The following is a 19,333-nucleotide window of genomic DNA, read 5'->3' on the forward strand; positions in this document are numbered from 1 at the left end:
TCCAAATTTTCATAACCAATACATGAACTATAGAATTTTATTCATCAGTAAAAACATCAAGGACTATCTGCTTAAAAAAATATTAATAATGGGGCGGATATTGCCCGCCCCGGCATTGTTGGTCAATCTCCGGCAGTTAGCTCTTTGAATTCCTCTTCACTCAATATGGTCACGCCCAGCGCAACCGCCTTGTCATATTTTGAACCCGGTTTTTCTCCTACCACCACGTAGTCGGTGCTGCGGCTGACGCTGGAGGTAACTTTTCCTCCCAGCTTTTCGATCAGTTCCCCGGCTGCCTGCCGGGTGAAATCCTCCAGGGTCCCCGTGATTACAAAGACCTTTTCGGCCAGCGGTTTTTCTCCGGCCTGGTCATCTTTCTCGGAAGCTGTGTTAACCCCGGCCTGGATCAGCTTGTCAACCACCTGACGGTTCTGAACGCTCTCAAAGAAAGAGACGATGCTGGCGGCGATTTTCGGCCCGATTTCAGGAACCTCCGTAAGTTCCTCCTGCCGCGCTTCCATCAGCGCCTGCAGCGACTCATAACGTTCGGCCAGGATTTTAGCGGCCCGTTCACCCACATGGCGGATGCCCAGGGCAAAAATAAGCCTGGACAGAGGATTGGCCCTGCTGGCGTCGATAGCCTCCAGGAGGTTTTGGGCGGATTTAGATCCCATACGTTCAATTTTCACCAGATCATCATAGCGGAGGGCATACAGGTCGGCCGGGTCATGCACCAGTCCGGCAGCCAGCAGTTGGCCGGTAACCGCGGGTCCCAACCCGGCAATATCCATGGCGTTGCGGGAGACAAAGTGGATCAGTTCCTCCCATAGCTTGGCCGGACAGGCCATGTTGGGGCAACGGACAGCCGACTCCCCTTGCGCCCGTTCTACCTGGGAGCCGCAGGAAGGGCACTGGGCGGGCATGCTCCAGGGCGTCTCCTGCCCCGTCCTTTCCTGCGTCAGCACGGCAAGCACTTCAGGGATAATGTCCCCCGCTTTTTGCACCAACACGTGATCGCCGACCCGGATATCCTTTTCTTTGATAATATCCTCGTTATGCAGGGTAGCTCTGGTCACGGTAGTGCCGGCAAGCTTTACAGGTTCGAGTTCAGCGCCGGGGGTGAGCACTCCTGTGCGCCCGACCCGTACAAAAATATTCTTAACGACACTGACGGCCTGTTCCGGAGGAAACTTATAGGCAATAGCCCAGCGCGGGCTTTTCATTGTTGCCCCAAGCATTTGCCGTTGGGACAGGGAGTTGACCTTGAGCACCATCCCGTCCACTGCGTAAGTGAGGTTAAAGCGTTTGTTATGCCACGTCTGGCAGTACTCCACAACTTCATCAATGGCGCTGAAGACTTGATACCCCTGGGCAACCTTAAAACCCAGCTCCTGCAGCAATTCAAGCGTCTTGACATGCTCTTGCAGGTCAAGATCGCTGTTGTAGCCAATCTCATAGGCAAACAGGGCCAGATGGCGTGAAGCGGTTATTTTCGGGTCAAGCTGCCGCAGCGTGCCCGCCGCAGCGTTACGGGGGTTGGCGAAAAGAGGCTCACCGGTTTCGTCCCTGGCTTCGTTGAGCCGGGCAAAAGCTTCTTTGGGCATATAAGCTTCGCCCCTGACCTCCAGGGCCGGGAGCGGCCGGCGCAGGCGCAGGGGCACGCTGCGGATGGTCTTCAAGTTCTCCGTGATATCCTCACCGGTTTCTCCATCTCCGCGCGTGGCTCCCCGCACAAAAACCCCGTTTTCGTAATAGAGAGAGACGGCCAGCCCGTCAATTTTTTGCTCCACCACATATTCCACTGTTTCGCCAGGTAAGGTCTGCCTGACCCGGCGGTCGAAATCCTGCAACTCGCCTCCGTTGAAGGCATTGGCCAGGCTGAGCATCTGGGTCAAGTGGCGGACAGTTGAAAATCCTTCCTTCGGGCGCCCCCCGACACGCTGCGTGGGCGAATAGGGTGTAGCCAGAGACGGATACTGTTTTTCCAGTTCCTCAAGTTCCCGTATCATCTGATCGTATTCGAAGTCGGTAATGGTGGGCTCGTCCAATACATAATAACGGTAGTTATGCGCTTCAAGTTCGCTGCGCAGAGCCTCCGCCCTCTCCCGGGCCTGCTCGAGAGACTGCGTCATCTGCCTGACACCTCCTGTTGTTTGGGACGTGGGACGTGAGAAATGCAGATATGAATAAATATTAAACAGTTTATACTCTTACCTGCATAGAACAATCAAGTTATTGAAATCGAAAAAGATTACAAGGCAATATAATAGCGCCCCTTATCAGGGATTTGGTAACTTCATTATGGAGTGCGCCCTTATTTCCGGGCGCATTGTCCTGTTTACGCCAGCAATGACGCCATATATTTGATGAAGTAGGCGGACGGGACAAAGATCAGCTGGGCGAAACCGGTGCCCAAAAGCCTGGTGATGGACAGGTAGAGAGCCATTTGCTTGACGTCGTCCTCGCTGCGCTCCCCACGTAAGGCCTGGTCGGTGATAGCCGCCGCGGTGGGGTCCACCACCGTTGCCGACAGGATAGTGGCAAGACCGTTCACGACTGCCGAAAGCGTTGCGGCTGCTGCCCGGAAATCAGGGAAAAGCGCTCCGGCAAAGAGCGCGGAGAGGACCCCGGTAGTGTATATACCGGTTACAAAGAAATTAAGGATCAGAAACATTTTGGGAATGGCCAGGCGCCTGACGGCCGCCAGCTTAAAAGTTTTTTTCCCGGGCAGGCGCATCTCCCCGGCCAGTCCAAAGACCCGGCGGGGAGAAAAGATGACCATCCCCAGCATCCTCGGCACCGAACCTGTTTCCTCAAAAAGATAGATAGCCCTGGTAAAAATATTCACGAATGCCGGAATCAAGGCCGCTCCGATTAATGTACCCAGAGTCGCGGCCGCGATGACCAGGCGGATATTGTGATCAATAACGGATAGTTGGACCTGATAGGCAGGGTGATGTACCAGCTGTTCAAGGACAGAGATACCTGCTTGTGTTTGGGCGGTCTTGATTGCTTTTTCCACTATGGACGCCAATAAAAAGCCCTGAATGCTGTTGGCGGTGCTGGCCAGCAGAAAGATTACGTTGAAAAGGGAAAAAGCGGTGGCCAACCGCTGGGTACGTACTCCCGAGATGCGAACCGCATAAATCAGTGTATTTATCAGGTGAATAATCGCCGTCAACACAGCGACAGCCAGGAGTCGCTCCATACTGCCTCCAAAGGTTGCTTAACTTTAGGTAATATATATAAGTATTACCAGAAACGCAATAAGCTGTTCGTAGTTATCAGCCAAGGATCTTTTTAATACGCTGAGCCATAAGGCTTAATTGTCTTTTCGCTTGTTTCGGGCCAAGGTAACAAACGCCAGGTAAAAAATCATGGGAATTACTGCATACCCCGCATTCGCCCGTCCGTCTGCAGCAAGGACAAAGATCACGCCGCAAATTGTTAGTATGCCAAAAATAACACCTGGTATTTTTCCCACTCTGCTACAGATACCTCCCCCCCAAGGTTACCGTAACTCCGAATGTGTTGTTCGTACGCATCCGGCAGGTTTTGTGCCAGGCTGCGTTCACCTGGCAGCCCCGTTCTTTTACTGTTGCCCTAGTTGGCCCGCTCAAGCGGGGCGTACTTGGCCAGCAACAGCTTGATACCCTGGTCCGGGAAGGCTACTTTAAACTCGGCATTCACGCCCTCCCCCTGGATCCCGACAATAACACCGACGCCCCACTTGCTGTGCTTCACTTTGTCCCCCAGCACGAACGCTTCCAGCGCCTGGGGACTTCTTTCGCGGAAATCCCTTACTGGCGCCGGCCTGGAGGATTTACTTTTCCCGGGTCCGGACAGAGCATCGTCACCCTCCATAAGGTGAGGAGGGATCTCTTCCAGAAAGCGGGAAGGCTTGTTATACCGCTCCGCCCCGTACAAAGTCCGCTTCCAGCAGTGGGTAAGATAAAGCCTTTCCCTGGCTCTGGTTAGACCCACATAGCAAAGCCTGCGCTCTTCCTCCATTTCACCGGGATCCAGGAGCGAACGGCTGTGGGGAAACACTCCTTCCTCCAGACCGGTCACGAATACCACAGGGAACTCCAGGCCTTTGGCGCTGTGCAGCGTCATCAAAGAAACGCGGTCTATTTCCTCGTCCAAATTATCCATGTCCGTGACCAGGGCTATGTTTTCCAGGAAACTTCTCAAATCCTTTTCCTCAGCCAGCCGGTCAAACTCTCCGGTGGCGGAGAGGAATTCATCCAGGTATTCCAACCTGGTGCGGGACTCCACCGTGTCTTCGGCCACGAGCTCCTGGCGGTAACCGGTCTCTTCCATGACGGTCCGGGCCAGTTCGGTAACCGTTAAGTTTATCGATTCCTCCGCCAGCCGCTGGATGAACTCTCCCAAGGCGGCGCCGGCAGCCCGGGCTTTGACTGTCAGGCCGGCTACTCCTGCCGCGCCGGCCATAGCCTCAACCGGACTGATACCCTTTTCCCCGGCAAATGCTATTATTTTGCTTAAGGAAGCCTGCCCGATGCCGCGCCTGGGCACATTGACAACTCTAGCCAGGCTTATCGCGTCGAACTGATTGAGGATTAGCCTCAGGTAGGCCAGGATGTCCTTAATTTCCTTGCGCTCGTAGAATTTCTGACCGCCGATGATGATATATGGTATACCCGCCCTGACGAGGATATCTTCAAATACACGCGACTGGGCATGGGTACGGTAGAAGACGGCAAAGTCCCCGTATTTACGGTTTTCAAGTTCCTTTAAACGTATGATGCGGCTGACCACAAAATCAGCCTCGGCATGTTCGTGTTCCCCAAAATAGTTTACCAGGGGGGCCCCCGGCCCGGCTGCAGTCCAGAGCCGTTTTTCCTTGCGGTTGGAGTTGTTCCGGATCAGGTGGTTGGCCGCATCCAGGATGGCGGAGGTAGAACGGTAATTTTGCTCCAGCTTGATTACCTTTGCCTCGGGGTAGTCACGCTCAAAACTCATGATGTTTTTAATATCAGCTCCCCGCCAGCTGTAAATCCCCTGGTCGGGGTCGCCCACCACGAACAAATTACGGCTGGTTTTAGCCAGTAAGTTGACCAGGACATATTGGGCATGGTTGGTATCCTGGTATTCATCCACCAGGATGTGGCGGAACCGTTCCTGATAGTAGGAAAGGACTTGCGGATAGTCTCTAAAAAGCCGTACGGTCAGAAATATCAGGTCGTCGAAATCAACAGCGTTGTTCTGGCGTATTTTTTCCTGGTAGCGATGATAAACACTCGCAGCGTTACGGCTTAAGATATCATAGGCGCGCTGCTCGAAGTCGACCGGGCTGTATAGCTGGTTCTTGGCCTGGGATATCACTGCGGCTACCGCTCTGGGCGGGAACTTTTTATCATCCAGGGCCAGATCTTTCATGCATTCCTTTACCAGGGTCAGCTGGTCATCGGTGTCGTAGATCACAAAATTGCGGTCACGCCCGTAAAATTCGACCTGCCGCCTTAAGATGCGCAGGCAGGCGGCATGAAAGGTGCAAATCCAGAGGTCGCGGGCCGCCTCCGGCGCGAGTTCCGCAACGCGGCCCTTCATCTCCTGGGCTGCCTTGTTGGTAAAGGTGATAGCTAAAATCTGGCGGGGAGATACCCTCATCTCCTGTAGAAGGTAGGCTACCCGGCTGGTCAATACTTTGGTCTTGCCGCTGCCTGCCCCGGCCAGCACCAAAAGCGGGCCGTCGCCGTAAACCACGGCCTCTCTCTGGTCAGGGTTCAGCTGGGATAATAAATCCATTCATTCCTCCGCTTAATCTTTTAATGTAATCTCTATATAATAATAAAGATTCTAATAAAGATGTGCAAATCCTTCATGTCCGGCAACGCCAGGAAAAAGTCCCAAGCAGAAACCGCCCGTATAACCACCTCAACAGCCGCGTCGAAAGCCTCCCCTGTCAGATGGTTTTACCGGGTGGGATCTTCGGAGAGAAAGCTGAAAAACATTTTTTTCCAAATACTTTTCTGTTGACAAACGCGCTTCATTATGCTACTATCAAACACAATATTCGAGGAGTGCTGAAAATGACAAAGCTATTGTTTGCAGCGGAATACTTTTATTTTTACTTTACTTCTTTTTGGGGTAAGGTTAATTTGAGTTTCACTGCAAGCAGGTATCGATATTTGATTTAGAACGAAGCACAGTGTCTAAATTGATACCAAAGGGTTCAGCAGTGAAATGCAAATTCACGCTGGACCCTTTTTTATTAAGAAATTAAGGAGAGAAAAAACATGATTGTCATACTGAAGAACAACAAACCGGTCCAAAAGCAGCTGGAACCTCTTGTTGCCTGGCTAAAAAGCCTGGGCATCAGCACGCATTGTTCAGTTGGAAAACACCAGACGATCATCGGCTTGATTGGTGATACCAGTGTCGTTGATATTGGTCTGATCAAATCGCTGGAAATCGTTGAGGATGTTAAAAGGATTCTGGAGCCGTATAAAAAAGCAAACCGCAAGTTTCACACCGATGATACTGTGGTTGATGTCAACGGTGTCAAAATCGGCGGAGATAATTTTCAAATCATTGCAGGCCCGTGCTCAGTAGAGTCGCGTGAACAAATTTGTTCTGTTGCGCAAAGCGTTAAAGCATCCGGAGCATCTATGCTGCGCGGCGGCGCTTTTAAGCCTCGCACCTCACCTTACTCTTTCCAAGGTATGCACGCCGAGGGAATTGAACTGCTGCTCGAAGCAAAAGAGATGACCGGGCTGCCCATTGTGACGGAAATCATGAATATTTCACACCTGCCGCTTTTTGAAAAGGTAGATGTGATTCAGGTCGGCGCCAGAAACATGCAAAACTTTGAACTGCTTAAAGAACTCGGCATGATTAAAAAACCAATCCTTTTAAAGCGCGGCCTGGCAAACACGCTGGAAGAACTGCTGATGAGCGCGGAATATATCATGGCCGGCGGAAATGAAAATGTAATTCTGTGTGAAAGAGGCATCCGCACCTTTGAAACCGCGACAAGAAACACCCTTGATATTTCAGCGATACCTGTGCTGCGCAGTAAAACACACCTGCCCATCATTGTCGATCCGAGTCATGCGGCGGGTATCTCCGCACTGGTAAAGCCGCTGGCGCTTGCTTCAACCGTTGTGGGAGCGAACGGACTTATGATTGAAGTCCACAATGACCCAAGCAAAGCCCTTTGCGACGGAGCGCAATCGCTGACACCGGATGCTTTTGCTCATTTGGCCAATGAAGTCCGCAATGTTTTACCTTTTGCGCAGTGAAAAGTCTGCTTTTGATGAGGAGAGTGAACAATGAATATCGGGATTGTCGGTCTTGGATTGATTGGCGGATCAATAGCCAAATCAATCAAACAAAACACGGATCACAAAGTGTTTGGCACAGATATCCAGGAATCGGTGATTTGCCTGGCGAAACTAATGGAGGCAATAGACGAGGTGTTGAGCGACGAGCTCCTGCCGCAATGCGACATGGTTATTGTGGCGCTTTATCCAAATGACACAATCAATTACATACAAGCGCACGCCGGCAGCTTTAAAAAGGGAAGTGTCGTATGTGACTGCTGCGGGGTTAAGCAAATGGTTTGTGACGCCCTGCAGGATCCCGCAGCTAAAAATGATTTTGTCTTTATCGGTTGCCACCCAATGGCCGGCAAGGAATTTTCCGGATTTAAACACTCTTGCACGCGCCTGTTTCATAATGCCTCCATGATTATGACTCCTTACTTCAGCGCAACGCCTCTGGGGCTCATTGAAGCCATGAAAAAATTTTGGCTGAGCCTGGGATTCTCAAACATCACCCTTTGCTCTCCCGCAGAGCATGACCAGATGATCGCATACACCTCCCAATTGGCGCATGTGGTTTCCAGCGCCTATGTCAAAAGCAGCCTGGCGCATAAGCACAAAGGTTTTTCGGCAGGCAGCTACCAGGATATGACCAGAGTGGCAAAGCTGCACGAAAAAATGTGGACCGAGCTTTTCTTTGAGAATAAAGAAAATCTTATAGGCGAGCTTGACGGTTTGATCGAACGGCTTGTCGAGTATAGCGACGCTTTAAAATCCGGCAACCGGGGTAGCGTTGAAAAACTGCTGCAGGACGGAAGAATAATGAAAGAGTCTATCGACTATTCATACGGGATGGGGAGCTTCCATGAAAACAGTGACCGTTAACGCATCCAGGAGTTATGACATTCTTATCGAAAACAAAAGCCTGCATAAGGCAGGAAAGGAAATATTAAAAAGAGTCCCCGCCTGCACGGCTGCGATTGTGACCGACAGTATTGTCGATTCACTATACGCGGAAGCGCTCTGCGAATCTTTGCGGCAGGCAGGTTTTAATGTCGTGAAATTTGTATTACATAACGGAGAAAGCTCGAAAAATCTTGCTGTTTTCGGTCAAATTCTTGAATTTTTCGCGCAGCGGCAGCTGACCAAGACCGATCTTGTCGTGGCTTTGGGGGGCGGGGTGACCGGAGATGTGGCCGGTTTTGCTGCTTCCGTTTACCTGCGCGGGATTCGTCTGGTGCAAATTCCAACCACCTTTTTGGCGGCAATTGACGCCTCGGTTGGCGGTAAAACGGCAATCAATCTCGCCGCAGGCAAAAATCTCGCGGGCACTTTTTACCAACCCAGCTTCGTGCTCTGCGACCCCGCAACCTTTTCCACATTACCGGAGACCGTTTTCGCCGAAGGCGTAGCTGAAGCCATAAAATACGGCGTGATAGCGTCCCCAAAGCTGTTTGACAAACTGGCGGGCGGAAATGCGCATTGTGACCTGGAAGACAGTATTGAACAATGTATCAGCATTAAGCGTGATCTGGTCATGCGGGACGAATTCGATAACGGGGATCGCCAACTGCTCAATTTCGGACACACCATAGGACACGCCGTTGAGCATTGCAGCGGCTATTCAATCACGCACGGCTATGCCGTAGCCATCGGCATGGCGCTTATCAGCGCTGCGGCCTGGCGGCTGGGGCTTTCCGAAACAGACTGTTCCGGGCCCATTAAAGCCTGCCTGGCAGCCAACCATCTGCCTGTTTCCTCTCCTTTTACCGCCGAGCAGCTGGCCGGGGTTGCTTTGCGTGATAAAAAACGTCGCCAGGACAGCATTACCCTTGTCATTCCCCAAAAAATCGGTCAATGTGTTCTCTATAAAATGCCGGTGTCTGCCCTGCCTGATTTCATCCGGCAGGGTATGGGAAAGGAGCCGTAAAATGAACATTCGCATCACGCCGTCGGCTTTGCGGGGCAGGGTTGAAGCAATCCCCTCAAAATCAGACGCCCATCGCATTTTGATTGCAGCTGCTCTGGCAGATCAGCCCACGGTTGTCCGGCTTGGCTCCTCCTCCCGGGATATCCAGGCCACAATGGAATGTGTGAGGTCGCTTGGAGCGAAGATAGATCACGATGCGCCGGGGTTTTTAAATATCTCGCCCGTTTGGGGCAATACTGGTGATTTTGCCAGCCTTGATTGCGGCGAAAGCGGCGCGACACTGCGTTTTCTGCTCCCTGTCGCGGCGGCGCTGGGCGTCCCGGCAACTTTCTCGGGACAGGGCAGACTGCCGCAGCGCCCGCTCCAACCGCTGGTGGAGCAACTGGAAAACCACGGCTGCCATTTTGACAGGGCAGGGCTGCCGCTGACTGTTCGCGGCAGATTGACAGGAGGGCGTTATACCCTGCCCGGCGATGTAAGCTCACAGTTTATCACCGGACTGCTGTTGGCTTTGCCGCTGTTGGAAAAAGACAGCCGCATTGTTCTCGCATCGCAGTTGGAATCAAAAGGGTATGTCCAAATGACCATCGCGACTCTCAAGAAATTCAGCATCGCCATCGAAGAGCATGCGCACGGCTATCAAATCAAAGGCGGACAAAAATACCGCTCGCCTCAACATCTTAGTGTCGAGGGGGATTGGTCCAACGCGGCATTCTGGATTTGCGCAGGTTGCTTGCAAGGCAATGAGATCCTATGCGGCGGCCTTGCGCAAGACTCATGGCAAGGGGATAAAGAGATCATCAACCTGCTGCGCGGTTTTGACGCCAATGTGTCTTTTTTTAAAGATACCGCTTACGCAACCGGAAAACCACTCAAGGCTCTGCGTATTGACGCGGCCGAAATCCCCGATTTAATCCCTGTTATGGCAGTGGTGGCGACAGCGGCAGCCGGAACAACAGTCATCTACAACGCCAAACGCCTGCGGATCAAAGAAAGCGATCGACTTGCGGCAATTGCGCAAAGCCTGTCACAGGTGGGCGCCGATGTTACCGAGAGGGAGGACGCGCTGCTCATCCGCGGGGGCAAACCTTTACGCGGCGGAGTTGTGCAGGGATTTGGAGACCATCGCATCGTGATGTCAATGGCGATCGCTGCAGCGCTTTGCGAAAGCGAGCTGATCATTGAGGGGGCGGAGGCGGTAGATAAATCCTATCCACAATTTTTTGATCACTTCAAAAGGCTTGGAGGAATTGCAGATGTCATTTGATACGATTTCCATCAAGGGGCGACACGACCCTTGTATCGCGCCACGTGCGGTTCCCTGTGTTGAGGCTATAATAGTGATTTAAAACGTGTTGGGAGGCCAAAAAATGGATATCAAAGAATTGAGAGAAGAACTCAGTCAAATTGATTTAGAGTTGGTTCAGTTGTTTACCAAACGGATGGATGCAATCGCCAGGATTTCAAAGTATAAAATACAAAACAATTTTCCTGTTTTAGACAATGAGCGGGAACGCGAGGTTTTAAACCGCGTTGCAGAAATTTCCGGAGAGAAAATGGAAACATATGCAAAGAGGCTGTTTAATACCCTGTTCGACCTGAGCAAAAGCTACCAAAATCAGCTTTTGTCGCACAACTCTCAGCTGGCGCAGGACATTAAAGCAGCGACCTGCGAACTGGCCAGGCAATTTCCTTCAAAAGCAAATGTCGCCTGCCAGGGGACAGAAGGTTCCTATTCCCAACAAGCCTGCGAAAAACTTTTCTCACTACCGACTCTGATGTTTTTTAATGATTTTGAATCTGTTTTCCAGGCAGTAGAAAAAGGGATGTGCGAGTACGGTTTATTACCGGTTGAAAATAGTTTGGCAGGTACGGTGATCGCCGTATATGACTTGATGGAGAAACATAAATTTCATATTGTCCGCAGTATTAGGCTGAGAATTAATCACGCCTTGCTCGCCAAAAAAAGCGTAGTTTTCGATGATATTAAAGAAATTGTTTCGCATGAACAGGCCATCGGCCAATGCAGCGAATTCTTGAAAGCCAACCCGCAAATCAAGGTTACATTGTTCAGCAACACGGCCGCCGCAGCAAAATACGTCGCTGAGTCAAGCCGTTCCGATCTTGCTGCGATATCATCTGAAACCTGTGCAGAGCTTTATGACCTTGACATTTTGACAAACAACGTCCAAAACCGGGATAACAACTATACCCGTTTTATCTGTATCTCCAAAGATATGAAAATCTATCCCGGAGCAAACAAAATCAGCATCTTGCTATCGCTCCCCCATAAGCCGGGATCGCTTTGCACACTGCTTTCAAAATTTTCATCGCTCGGGCTCAATCTGACCAAGCTTGAAAGCCGTCCGGTTATCGGAAAAGATTTTGAGTTCATGTTCTACTTCGATTTCGACGCTTCCATTTACTTGACCGAAACAGTGAATTTGCTCTGTGAGCTGGAAAACAGTCTGAGTAAATTTATTTTTTTGGGGAGTTACAGCGAAATATTTTAAGCAGTCAGGTTTGATTGGGATGAAATCGCATCCGCAGGGCAGTTGCCCATGCCGCCGGCGGCGCCACGTATGATCAAAACACCAGGTGATGTGACTGCGATTTCAATCGCACACGGCGCGCCGGCGCCGGACTTGTGTGGCTGTGTTGCATTTGTACGAATGAACTCGCACCTTTTTTGAGATTCGCTCTGCGGGCTGAACAGCTATACAGTATTTTAAGGGAAGCAAAAGAACCGTCCCCTTGCTTCTTCCCTTGCTTCCTTTTTCTAACCCCGCTGTTTTCTGCCGTAAACCTGGTCCGGGTCGAACATTTTCTCTCCGACTACTGTTACATTACCGTCCTGCTCCACCCGGTAGTGAAAACAGGTGAAATAGCCCTCGTGGCAGGCGGCGCCCTTTTGCTCCACTTTCACCACAAGAGAATCCCGATCGCAGTCGTACAAAATTTCCCGCACCTTCTGGACGTTGCCCGAGGTCTCCCCCTTGTGCCAGAACTCCTGCCGGCTGCGGCTCCAGAACCAGGTCTCACCGGTGGCCAGGGTCTTTGCAACCGCTTCACGGTTCATATAGGCCATCATTAAGACCACGCCGCTGGCCGCGTCCTGGACTATGGCGGGAATCAGTCCCGCCTGATCATATTTTAAGCTGCTTACGTCGAATGACAATCGATCTTCCTGGTTTCTGAAAGCTAAACATATCTGATTTATGCAAGATAATCCAGAAATATTTAGATTTCTCTCCCGCCGACTAACGGGAGGCAGCGTAACAGGATTCAACTGCTGAGCTGCAAGCTTTCGCTTGCATTCCGGGTGGCTTATGCCGCCGTCACCTTTCTGGTATCCGTTCTGCCCGGAAGGGGGTGTTACCCACCGCCTAGTTGTTCTAACCTCTGCGCCCGACTTTCACAGCGTGTCTTTGCGACGCATCATCGGAAGTGACTGCTAAGAAACCTTCTCTCTTTCACTTATATTGACTCAGTATTCATACACCGTTACCACCTCCTGTTACTATACTACTACAGAACAGGTGTTTGCATCAACGGTTTTTGTTATTCTTATCTCAATTTATTCAGTTATTCTGTAGCTGTTTCATTCCTCCATTGCAATAGAATAGGCGCCATTTCAATCGCACAACGGCGCGTTTGCGCCGCACTTGTTGAGGTCAATGTTACATTTGTGCGAATGAATTCGCACCTGCATTCCTCACGTTCTCATTTCCCACGTCCCACGTCTAAATACGCACGGGGATGCCTTGGGAGTGCAGGTATTGCTTGGTTTCCCGGATGGAGTACTCGCCAAAGTGGAAAATTGAAGCGGCCAGGGCGGCGTCGGCTTCTCCTTCAGTCACCCCCGCGGCCACATGCTCGAGATTACCCACTCCGCCGGAGGCAATTACCGGGATATTCAACGCCCTGACAATGGTCCTGGTCAGGGGCAGGTCATAACCGTCCTTGGTCCCGTCCCGGTCCATGCTGGTGAGCATAATTTCCCCCGCGCCCAGTTTTTCCACCCGCCGCGCCCAGGCCACGGCGTCAATACCGGTGGGCGTGCGACCGCCATGTATGTATACTTCCCAGCTTTCCGGCCCGCACTGCCGCGCGTCGATAGCCACCACGATGCACTGGCTGCCAAACCGTGATGCGGCTTCGGCCACCAATTCCGGCTTCTTAACCGCGGCCGTATTCATCGATACCTTATCGGCCCCGGCACTGAGCATGGCCCGGATATCCTCCAGGGTGCTGATCCCGCCGCCGACGGTAAAAGGAATAAAGACCTCTCCGGCGGTGCGGTAAACCATATCCAGGGTAGTCTTGCGACCATCGGAGGAAGCGGTGATATCAAGGAAAATCAACTCGTCGGCGCCTTCCCGGTCGTAAAAAGCGGCAAGCTCGACGGGATCCCCGGCATCCCGCAAGTTTATGAAATTGGTTCCTTTAACCACCCTGCCGCCGGTGACATCAAGGCAGGGGATGATCCTTTTGAGAAGCATAGCCCTACCCTACTTCCTTTCCTTCCGCCACAGCCAGAGCTTCCCTCAGGTCTATGGCTCCGGAGTAAAGGGCCTTGCCCATGATCACTGCGTCAACACCCAGGCTCTCCATAGCTCGAATTGCCCGCAGGTCATTGAGGGTGGAAACACCGCCGGAAGCAACTACCTTTAAGCCGGTTTCTTTCGCCAACTGTCCGGTCGCCTCGAGGTTGGGTCCCTGCAGCTTTCCGTCCCGCCTGATGTCGGTAAAGACCACACGCTTTACACCCAAATTTTTCATGTCCAGGGCGAGTTCAACTGTTCCTTTTTCAACCGTCAGCCCCCAGCCTTCAATGGCGACCTGCCCGTTGCGCCCGTCGATACCCACCAGGACGGCCTCGCCGTACCTGCCGCAGGCTTCTGACACCAGTTCAGGGTCCACAATGGCTACCGTACCCAGAATAACCCTGGCTACACCCATGCCCAAAAGGCTCTCGATGGTCTCCATGCTGCGAATGCCCCCGCCCACCTGAACGGGAATATCAACAGCGGACAGTATCTCCTTTAAGACGTCAAGGTTTTTGGGAGCGCCGGCAAAAGCGCCGTCCAGGTCCACCACGTGCAGCATACGGGCGCCCTGGTCCTGCCAGAGGGCGGCCATAGCGGACGGGTCATCTGAATAAACGGTTTCCTTATCGAGTCGTCCCTCCACCAGGCGGACGCACTTCCCTTCCCGCAGGTCAATAGCTGGGATCAGCAACATTTTTTAACCATCCTCCCGAAATTTTCTAGGATCCTTAAGCCTATCCCGCTGCTTTTTTCGGGGTGAAACTGGATCCCGTAAACGTTTTCCCTCCCGACGATGGAAGCAAAGCGAACCCCGTATTCGGTCCTGGTCAAGACAACCGCTTGCTCCTCCGGATCAACATAATAGGAGTGCACGAAGTAGAAAGAAGACGCTTGGGGAATACCCTCCAGAAGCGGGTCGGCCCGTTGAATTTCGGCCTGGTTCCACCCCATGTGGGGTACCTTCAACCCGTCCGGCAGGCGCCGGACCCGGCCCCGGAAAATACCCAGCCCCCTGGTCAGGCCCCATTCCTCACTGGCGTCAAAGAGCAGCTGCTGCCCCAGACAGATACCCAGAAAAGGTTTCCCGGCCTCAACCGCCCGGTGGACGGCCTCGTCCATTCCTGACGAACGCAAATTGGTCATAGCGTCGGCAAAGGCCCCCACCCCGGGTAAAACCACCCCGGCGGCCTGGACCACCTGTTGCGGTTTTCCGGTCACGACAGCTTCAACGCCCATTTTCTCAAAGCCCTTCTGGACGCTCCTTAAGTTTCCCATCCCGTAATCAATAATAGCAATCATGTTTCCCCCTGCAATTCTTCCCGGTAGAGGACACGGAAATATAAGACCGTAACCAATCAAAAACGGCGATCGTACCGGCGCCATTCCCGGCCAGGCATTTACTTCACAATACCCTGGTTAACCCCACTTTTTTATCTTTAGGGCAATACGTCTTAAAGTTCACCCTTGGTGGAGGGAATGCCCCCGCCGACATAGGTAGTGGCGTCCTTAAGAACACGGGCCAAGCCCTTAAAAATGGCCTCAATGATGTGGTGGGTGTTGGTCCCCGCCAGAAGCCGGATATGCAGTGTGAATTCACCGCTGATGGCCAGAGCCCTGAAAAATTCCTGAACCAGCTCGGTTTCAAATTCTCCTACCCGCGCCGCAGGCATGGGCGCGTCAAAGGCCAGAAAACCCCGCCCGGAAAGGTCCACCGCAACCATGGCCAGCGCCTCATCCATGGGAATTATGGCATGGCCGTAGCGTTTTATGCCGTGTTTTTCACCCAGAGCCCGCTTGATGGCCAAACCCAGGCAGAGTCCCACGTCCTCAACGGTATGGTGACCATCCACCGCCAGGTCGCCACGTGCGGTCAACTCCATGTTAAACGAGGAGTGCTTGCAGAATAGCTCTAGCATGTGGTCAAAGAACGGCTGTCCCGTATTGACGAAGTAAACCCCTTCGCCGTCCAGGCTGAAAGAAATGTTGACTTCCGTTTCCAGCGTTTTGCGGTTGACTAAACTCTCGCGTGGTTCGGACATTTGTATCACCTCTTTATCTTATTAACAGCCTCTTTTAAGGAAGCAGGGGGACGGTTCTTTTGCTTCCTTGAAAATAACTGTACAGCTGTTCAGCCCACAGAGCGAATCCCCGTTAGCCACACAAGTCCGGCGCGAGCGCCGTTGTACGATTGAAATCGCACCTACACCCCTTATCCAGCCAGGATTTCCCGCATACCGGCAAGGAATGTTGTGTTCTCCTCCGGCTTACCCACTGAAACCCTGAGACAGCGGGGAAGGCTAGGGCTGTCCACATTGCGCACCAGCACACCTCGTTCAAGCAGCCCCTGGTAAACCTGGGCGGCCGGCAGGGCAGTCCTGAATAAAATAAAGTTGGCCTCAGTAGGAAAGGTCTCCACACCTGGGACAGCCGAGAGCTCGGCATGCAGGCGGTCTCTTTCCTTTAAGATGGTCCCGATCCTTTCCCGGAAAGGATCGAGGTTTTTCATGACCACCCGCGCGGCAATCTGGGAAAAAGCGTTTAAATTGAAAGGTTGTTTCACCCTCAACAACTCATTAATAATCGAAGCGCCGGCCAGGAGGTAGCCTACCCTCAGCCCGGCCAGGCCGAAGGCCTTGGAAAAAGTCTTTAGTATGATTAAATTCGGATAGCGGCTTAAGAGCGGTATGCAGGACTCCCCGCCAAATTCCCCGTAGGCTTCGTCAACCACCACTAGCGCGCCGGTGCTTGCCAGGATGGCCTCAATCTCCTGCCGCGGGGTGGCGGTCCCGGTCGGGTTGTTCGGTGTGCAGATGACAACCAGTTTCACCTCCGGCTCAGCCGCGGCCTTTTGCATCGCCGCCACATCAAGGCGGAAGTCGCTTCGCCGGGGAACGTCCAGCCTGGTCGAGGAGGCGATTTGTCCCTGTATCCCGTACATCACAAAGGAAGGCGAGGCCACGACAAATTTCGCCCCGGTACCGAAAGTCAGCATCAAGTCCAGAATAAGTTCATCTGAACCATTGCCTACCATAATGTTTTCCGGGTTTACTCCGGTGTAAGCAGCCAGGCTCTCCCGCAATTCCACGGCCATTGGATCGGGGTAGCGGCTGAAACCGGCCGACGCCGTTTCCCGGTAAATCTCCTTCATCACAGCTTGCGGAAATGGATACGGGTTTTCGTTGGCGTCAAGTTTAAGCACAGACGGGTAGTAAGGCGCTTGATAGGGAAGCAGGCCTTTTAATTCTTCCCGTACCAGTGACGCCGCGTTAAATACAGTAGTCATTCTATGAACAGCCTGGTTTCTGAAAGCTAAACAAATCTGATTTATACAAGATAATCCAGATTGATTAACTTTCTCTCCCGCCGACTAACGGGAGGCAGTGTCACAGGATTCAACTGCTTAGCTGCAAGCTTTCGCTTGCATTCCGGGTGGCTTATGCCGCCGTCACCTTTCTGGTATCCGTCCTGCCCGGAAGGGGGTGTTACCCACCGCCTGGTTGTTCTAACCTCCGCGCCCGACTTTCACAGCGTGTCTTTGCGACGCGTCATCGGAAGTGACTGCTAAGAAACCTTTTTCCTTTCACTTATACTGGCTCAGTATTCATACACCGTTACCACCTCCTGTTACTATACCACCATAGAACAGGTGTTCGTATCAACGGTTTTTGTTAATCTTCCCTCAATTTGGTATTCTGTAGCTGTTTAAAACCTCCTCTTTCTTTCGAACAATTTTTCATCCTGATCCTTACCGCGTTGGCATGGGCGGAGAGTCCTTCCACACCGGCGAGATTGATTACGTCGGCCCCTACCTGTTCCAGAGCAGGCTCATTATAAGCAATCAAGCTGGTCCTTTTCAAAAAGGCATCGACACCCAGTGGCGAGTAGAACCTTGCCGTACCGCCGGTCGGCAGGATATGGTTGGGTCCGGCCAGGTAATCCCCCACCGGCTCAGGCGAGTAATGTCCCATAAATACAGCGCCGGCATTTTCCACCTTGAAAAGCCAGCGGAAGGGTTCGGCCAGCATTAACTCCAGGTGTTCCGGCGCAGCCTGGTTGGCCAGGTCAAAAGCCTGGTCAATATCACCCGTGATTACAATCGCCCCATAGTCAGCAAGGGAATGCGTGATGATTTCGTAGCGTCCGAGCCGGCCGGCCTGCCCGGCCACCTGCTCCTGGACTTTGCCCGCCAGTTCGCGGCTGGGGGTGAGCAATATGGCGGAGGCCCTTTCATCGTGTTCCGCCTGGGACAAAAGGTCTGCGGCGACATAGCCCGGATCTGCCGTTTCGTCGGCAATGATCAGCACCTCGCTGGGTCCGGCCAGCATATCGATATCCACCTGGCCGTAGACCTGCTGTTTGGCCAATGTAACGTAAATATTTCCGGGGCCTGTGATCTTGTCGACTCTTGGAATGGATGCCGTGCCGTAAGCCAGGGCCGCCACTGCCTGGGCGCCACCGGCTTTGTATATTTCGCTTATACCCACCTCGGCAGCCGCCACAAGAGTATAGGGGTTCATTGAACCGTCGGAAGCGGGGGGCGAAACCATGGCAATTTCCCGCACACCGGCAACTTTGGCCGGTATTGCGTTCATCAGCACCGAGGAAGGATAGGACGCCTTGCCGCCCGGCACGTAAATCCCGACCCGGCGCAACGGTCTGACCAACTGTCCCAGAATAGCCCCATTTTCATCAGTTTTGAACCAGGAATTGGCCTGCTGTTTTTGATGATAGGCGGTAATGTTTTTGATTGCCAGGCGGAGGGAACTCAGAAAATTTTCCTCCACCAGGCCGTACGCAGCCTTAATTTCTTCATCATTAACCCTTAGCTGGTCCGGTCGCAGTTCAGGCCCGCCAAAGCGGGCGGTTAACGCGCACACTGCAGCGTCACCGTCACCTCGCACAGCTGAGAGGACTTCCGCGACCACAGCCGCTGTTGCACTTTGGTCAAGGGCTTTTCTGCGCAGTATTTTTTCGAGAACCGGTTCATCAGCTTCAAAAATTTTAATCAACGGTTCCAATTTTCTTCACTCCCAGAAAACAAACGAATGGTTTAAAGTGGTTACATCATCTACCGGCGCTTCATCAGATTCATTATTTTTCATCATCCATTATTGGCTCCGCAACAGTCGCTTTTTCTAACCGACTATCCAGGGAAGCTTTGCCGGATGTTGAGGCAAGTCTTTCCAGAATCAGTTTATAACCGTCCGCACCGTAGTTGAGAGATCTCTTTACTCTGCTGATAGTGGCCGTGCTGGCGCCGGTACGACTGGCTATATCGCCGTAAGTATGGTTATTCTGCAGCATTTTGGCGACTTCCAGGCGCTGGGCCAACGACCTGAGTTCTGCAACAGTACAGACGTCTTCAAAAAATTGGTAGCATTCATCCGTGTTTCGTAAAAGCAGCACTGCCTCAAAAAGCCTGTCCAAAAGCTCATCTCTAAGTCTTCCTGCGTACACAGCTACAACCCCCTGGGCTGATAATCTGTTTCTTTAATATTTTAATACGTTAAAGAGGAAAAATCAAGACAAAAAAAGGCGCTTTTGGTTAACTAACAGCAGGCGTT

The 19,333-nt window shown here is 52.3% G+C and carries 19 protein-coding genes; 7 read left to right on the plus strand and 12 right to left on the minus strand.

The window, feature by feature from the left end:
• Positions 1–122 precede the first annotated feature (122 nt).
• The 4 genes from ligA to pcrA all read right to left on the minus strand — a co-directional run bounded on the left by ligA (position 123) and on the right by pcrA (position 5,772).
• Positions 123–2,132 (minus strand): NAD-dependent DNA ligase LigA, encoded by a 2,010-nt coding sequence (gene ligA / locus Psfp_RS07665; protein WP_134217959.1) that lies wholly within the window; start codon positions 2,130–2,132, stop codon positions 123–125.
• A 206-nt stretch (positions 2,133–2,338) separates the two neighbouring features.
• A complete protein-coding gene (locus tag Psfp_RS07670) occupies positions 2,339–3,208 on the minus strand; it encodes a lipid II flippase Amj family protein (protein WP_134217960.1) in 870 nt (289 codons plus the stop codon).
• A 114-nt stretch (positions 3,209–3,322) separates the two neighbouring features.
• Positions 3,323–3,484: a hypothetical protein gene (locus Psfp_RS21560; RefSeq protein ID WP_190258996.1), complete on the minus strand. Its 162-nt coding sequence runs from the start codon at positions 3,482–3,484 to the stop codon at positions 3,323–3,325.
• 119 nt (positions 3,485–3,603) lie between these two features.
• Positions 3,604–5,772, minus strand: a complete 2,169-nt coding sequence (gene pcrA, locus Psfp_RS07675) for a DNA helicase PcrA (protein ID WP_134217961.1) — start codon at positions 5,770–5,772, stop codon at positions 3,604–3,606.
• A gap of 491 nt (positions 5,773–6,263) precedes the next feature.
• Between pcrA and aroF the strand changes: the two genes are divergently transcribed.
• Genes aroF through Psfp_RS07705 form a run of 6 tightly spaced genes read left to right on the plus strand, consistent with a single transcriptional unit; the run spans position 6,264 to position 11,732 of the window.
• Positions 6,264–7,268, plus strand: coding sequence for a 3-deoxy-7-phosphoheptulonate synthase (aroF, locus tag Psfp_RS07680; protein WP_134217962.1), 1,005 nt, complete (start codon positions 6,264–6,266; stop codon positions 7,266–7,268).
• 30 nt (positions 7,269–7,298) lie between these two features.
• Positions 7,299–8,174, plus strand: a complete 876-nt coding sequence (locus Psfp_RS07685) for a prephenate dehydrogenase (RefSeq protein ID WP_134217963.1) — start codon at positions 7,299–7,301, stop codon at positions 8,172–8,174.
• Entirely contained in the window at positions 8,155–9,219 is a 1,065-nt protein-coding gene (gene aroB / locus Psfp_RS07690) for a 3-dehydroquinate synthase (RefSeq protein ID WP_134217964.1), read from the plus strand. The genes Psfp_RS07685 and aroB overlap by 20 nt, the downstream gene beginning before the upstream one ends.
• Before the next feature lies 1 nt (position 9,220).
• Entirely contained in the window at positions 9,221–10,486 is a 1,266-nt protein-coding gene (gene aroA, locus Psfp_RS07695) for a 3-phosphoshikimate 1-carboxyvinyltransferase (RefSeq protein ID WP_134217965.1), read from the plus strand.
• Complete coding sequence (locus Psfp_RS07700; RefSeq protein WP_134217966.1) at positions 10,476–10,568, plus strand: chorismate synthase; 93 nt, start codon at positions 10,476–10,478, stop codon at positions 10,566–10,568. The genes aroA and Psfp_RS07700 overlap by 11 nt, the downstream gene beginning before the upstream one ends.
• 21 nt (positions 10,569–10,589) lie before the next feature.
• On the plus strand, positions 10,590–11,732 hold the full coding sequence (locus Psfp_RS07705; RefSeq protein WP_134217967.1) for a bifunctional chorismate mutase/prephenate dehydratase: 1,143 nt from the start codon (positions 10,590–10,592) through the stop codon (positions 11,730–11,732).
• 266 nt (positions 11,733–11,998) lie between these two features.
• Here Psfp_RS07705 and hisI read toward each other — a convergent pair whose 3' ends face one another.
• The 6 genes from hisI to hisC form a co-directional block, all read right to left on the minus strand.
• Positions 11,999–12,397 carry a phosphoribosyl-AMP cyclohydrolase gene (gene hisI / locus Psfp_RS07710; protein WP_134217968.1) on the minus strand — a complete coding sequence of 133 codons (399 nt, stop codon included), beginning with the start codon at positions 12,395–12,397 and terminating at the stop codon, positions 11,999–12,001.
• Between the two features lie 565 nt (positions 12,398–12,962).
• Entirely contained in the window at positions 12,963–13,721 is a 759-nt protein-coding gene (gene hisF, locus Psfp_RS07715) for an imidazole glycerol phosphate synthase subunit HisF (RefSeq protein ID WP_134217969.1), read from the minus strand.
• Between the two features lie 4 nt (positions 13,722–13,725).
• Positions 13,726–14,463, minus strand: coding sequence for a 1-(5-phosphoribosyl)-5-[(5-phosphoribosylamino)methylideneamino]imidazole-4-carboxamide isomerase (hisA, locus tag Psfp_RS07720; RefSeq protein WP_134217970.1), 738 nt, complete (start codon positions 14,461–14,463; stop codon positions 13,726–13,728).
• Positions 14,454–15,068 (minus strand): imidazole glycerol phosphate synthase subunit HisH, encoded by a 615-nt coding sequence (gene hisH / locus Psfp_RS07725; protein WP_134217971.1) that lies wholly within the window; start codon positions 15,066–15,068, stop codon positions 14,454–14,456. The genes hisA and hisH overlap by 10 nt, the downstream gene beginning before the upstream one ends.
• 152 nt (positions 15,069–15,220) lie before the next feature.
• Positions 15,221–15,808 (minus strand): imidazoleglycerol-phosphate dehydratase HisB, encoded by a 588-nt coding sequence (hisB, locus tag Psfp_RS07730; RefSeq protein WP_134217972.1) that lies wholly within the window; start codon positions 15,806–15,808, stop codon positions 15,221–15,223.
• Positions 15,809–15,978: 170 nt separating this feature from the next.
• Complete coding sequence (hisC, locus tag Psfp_RS07735; protein ID WP_134217973.1) at positions 15,979–17,052, minus strand: histidinol-phosphate transaminase; 1,074 nt, start codon at positions 17,050–17,052, stop codon at positions 15,979–15,981.
• 153 nt (positions 17,053–17,205) lie between these two features.
• Between hisC and Psfp_RS22470 the strand changes: the two genes are divergently transcribed.
• Positions 17,206–17,334 (plus strand): hypothetical protein, encoded by a 129-nt coding sequence (locus Psfp_RS22470; protein ID WP_282434330.1) that lies wholly within the window; start codon positions 17,206–17,208, stop codon positions 17,332–17,334.
• A gap of 103 nt (positions 17,335–17,437) precedes the next feature.
• On the opposite strand, the gene hisD is transcribed toward Psfp_RS22470, so the two are convergent.
• Together hisD and Psfp_RS07745 are read right to left on the minus strand one after the other, a co-directional pair.
• Positions 17,438–18,778, minus strand: a complete 1,341-nt coding sequence (gene hisD, locus Psfp_RS07740; protein WP_134218019.1) for a histidinol dehydrogenase — start codon at positions 18,776–18,778, stop codon at positions 17,438–17,440.
• 82 nt (positions 18,779–18,860) lie between these two features.
• Entirely contained in the window at positions 18,861–19,226 is a 366-nt protein-coding gene (locus tag Psfp_RS07745; protein ID WP_134217974.1) for a YerC/YecD family TrpR-related protein, read from the minus strand.
• Between the last annotated feature and the right edge of the window lie 107 nt (positions 19,227–19,333).

Origin of the sequence: Pelotomaculum sp. FP, assembly GCF_004369245.1 — a bacterium.
In the GTDB taxonomy this organism is placed as follows: Bacteria; Bacillota; Desulfotomaculia; order Desulfotomaculales; family Pelotomaculaceae; genus Pelotomaculum_C; species Pelotomaculum_C schinkii.

Excerpts from the sequence above, each read along its gene's own strand:
- Psfp_RS07700 (WP_134217966.1), top strand. The coding sequence starts at position 10,476 with ATGTCATTTGATACGATTTCCATCAAGGGGCGACACGACCCTTGTATC.
- aroB (WP_134217964.1), top strand. The coding sequence starts at position 8,155 with ATGAAAACAGTGACCGTTAACGCATCCAGGAGTTATGACATTCTTATC.
- ligA (WP_134217959.1), bottom strand. The coding sequence starts at position 2,132 with ATGACGCAGTCTCTCGAGCAGGCCCGGGAGAGGGCGGAGGCTCTGCGC.
- aroA (WP_134217965.1), top strand. The coding sequence starts at position 9,221 with ATGAACATTCGCATCACGCCGTCGGCTTTGCGGGGCAGGGTTGAAGCA.
- hisF (WP_134217969.1), bottom strand. The coding sequence starts at position 13,721 with ATGCTTCTCAAAAGGATCATCCCCTGCCTTGATGTCACCGGCGGCAGG.
- hisH (WP_134217971.1), bottom strand. The coding sequence starts at position 15,068 with ATGATTGCTATTATTGATTACGGGATGGGAAACTTAAGGAGCGTCCAG.
- Psfp_RS07705 (WP_134217967.1), top strand. The coding sequence starts at position 10,590 with ATGGATATCAAAGAATTGAGAGAAGAACTCAGTCAAATTGATTTAGAG.
- hisC (WP_134217973.1), bottom strand. The coding sequence starts at position 17,052 with ATGACTACTGTATTTAACGCGGCGTCACTGGTACGGGAAGAATTAAAA.
- hisB (WP_134217972.1), bottom strand. The coding sequence starts at position 15,808 with ATGTCCGAACCACGCGAGAGTTTAGTCAACCGCAAAACGCTGGAAACG.
- Psfp_RS22470 (WP_282434330.1), top strand. The coding sequence starts at position 17,206 with ATGCCGCCGTCACCTTTCTGGTATCCGTCCTGCCCGGAAGGGGGTGTT.
- aroF (WP_134217962.1), top strand. The coding sequence starts at position 6,264 with ATGATTGTCATACTGAAGAACAACAAACCGGTCCAAAAGCAGCTGGAA.
- Psfp_RS07685 (WP_134217963.1), top strand. The coding sequence starts at position 7,299 with ATGAATATCGGGATTGTCGGTCTTGGATTGATTGGCGGATCAATAGCC.
- pcrA (WP_134217961.1), bottom strand. The coding sequence starts at position 5,772 with ATGGATTTATTATCCCAGCTGAACCCTGACCAGAGAGAGGCCGTGGTT.
- Psfp_RS07670 (WP_134217960.1), bottom strand. The coding sequence starts at position 3,208 with ATGGAGCGACTCCTGGCTGTCGCTGTGTTGACGGCGATTATTCACCTG.
- hisA (WP_134217970.1), bottom strand. The coding sequence starts at position 14,463 with ATGTTGCTGATCCCAGCTATTGACCTGCGGGAAGGGAAGTGCGTCCGC.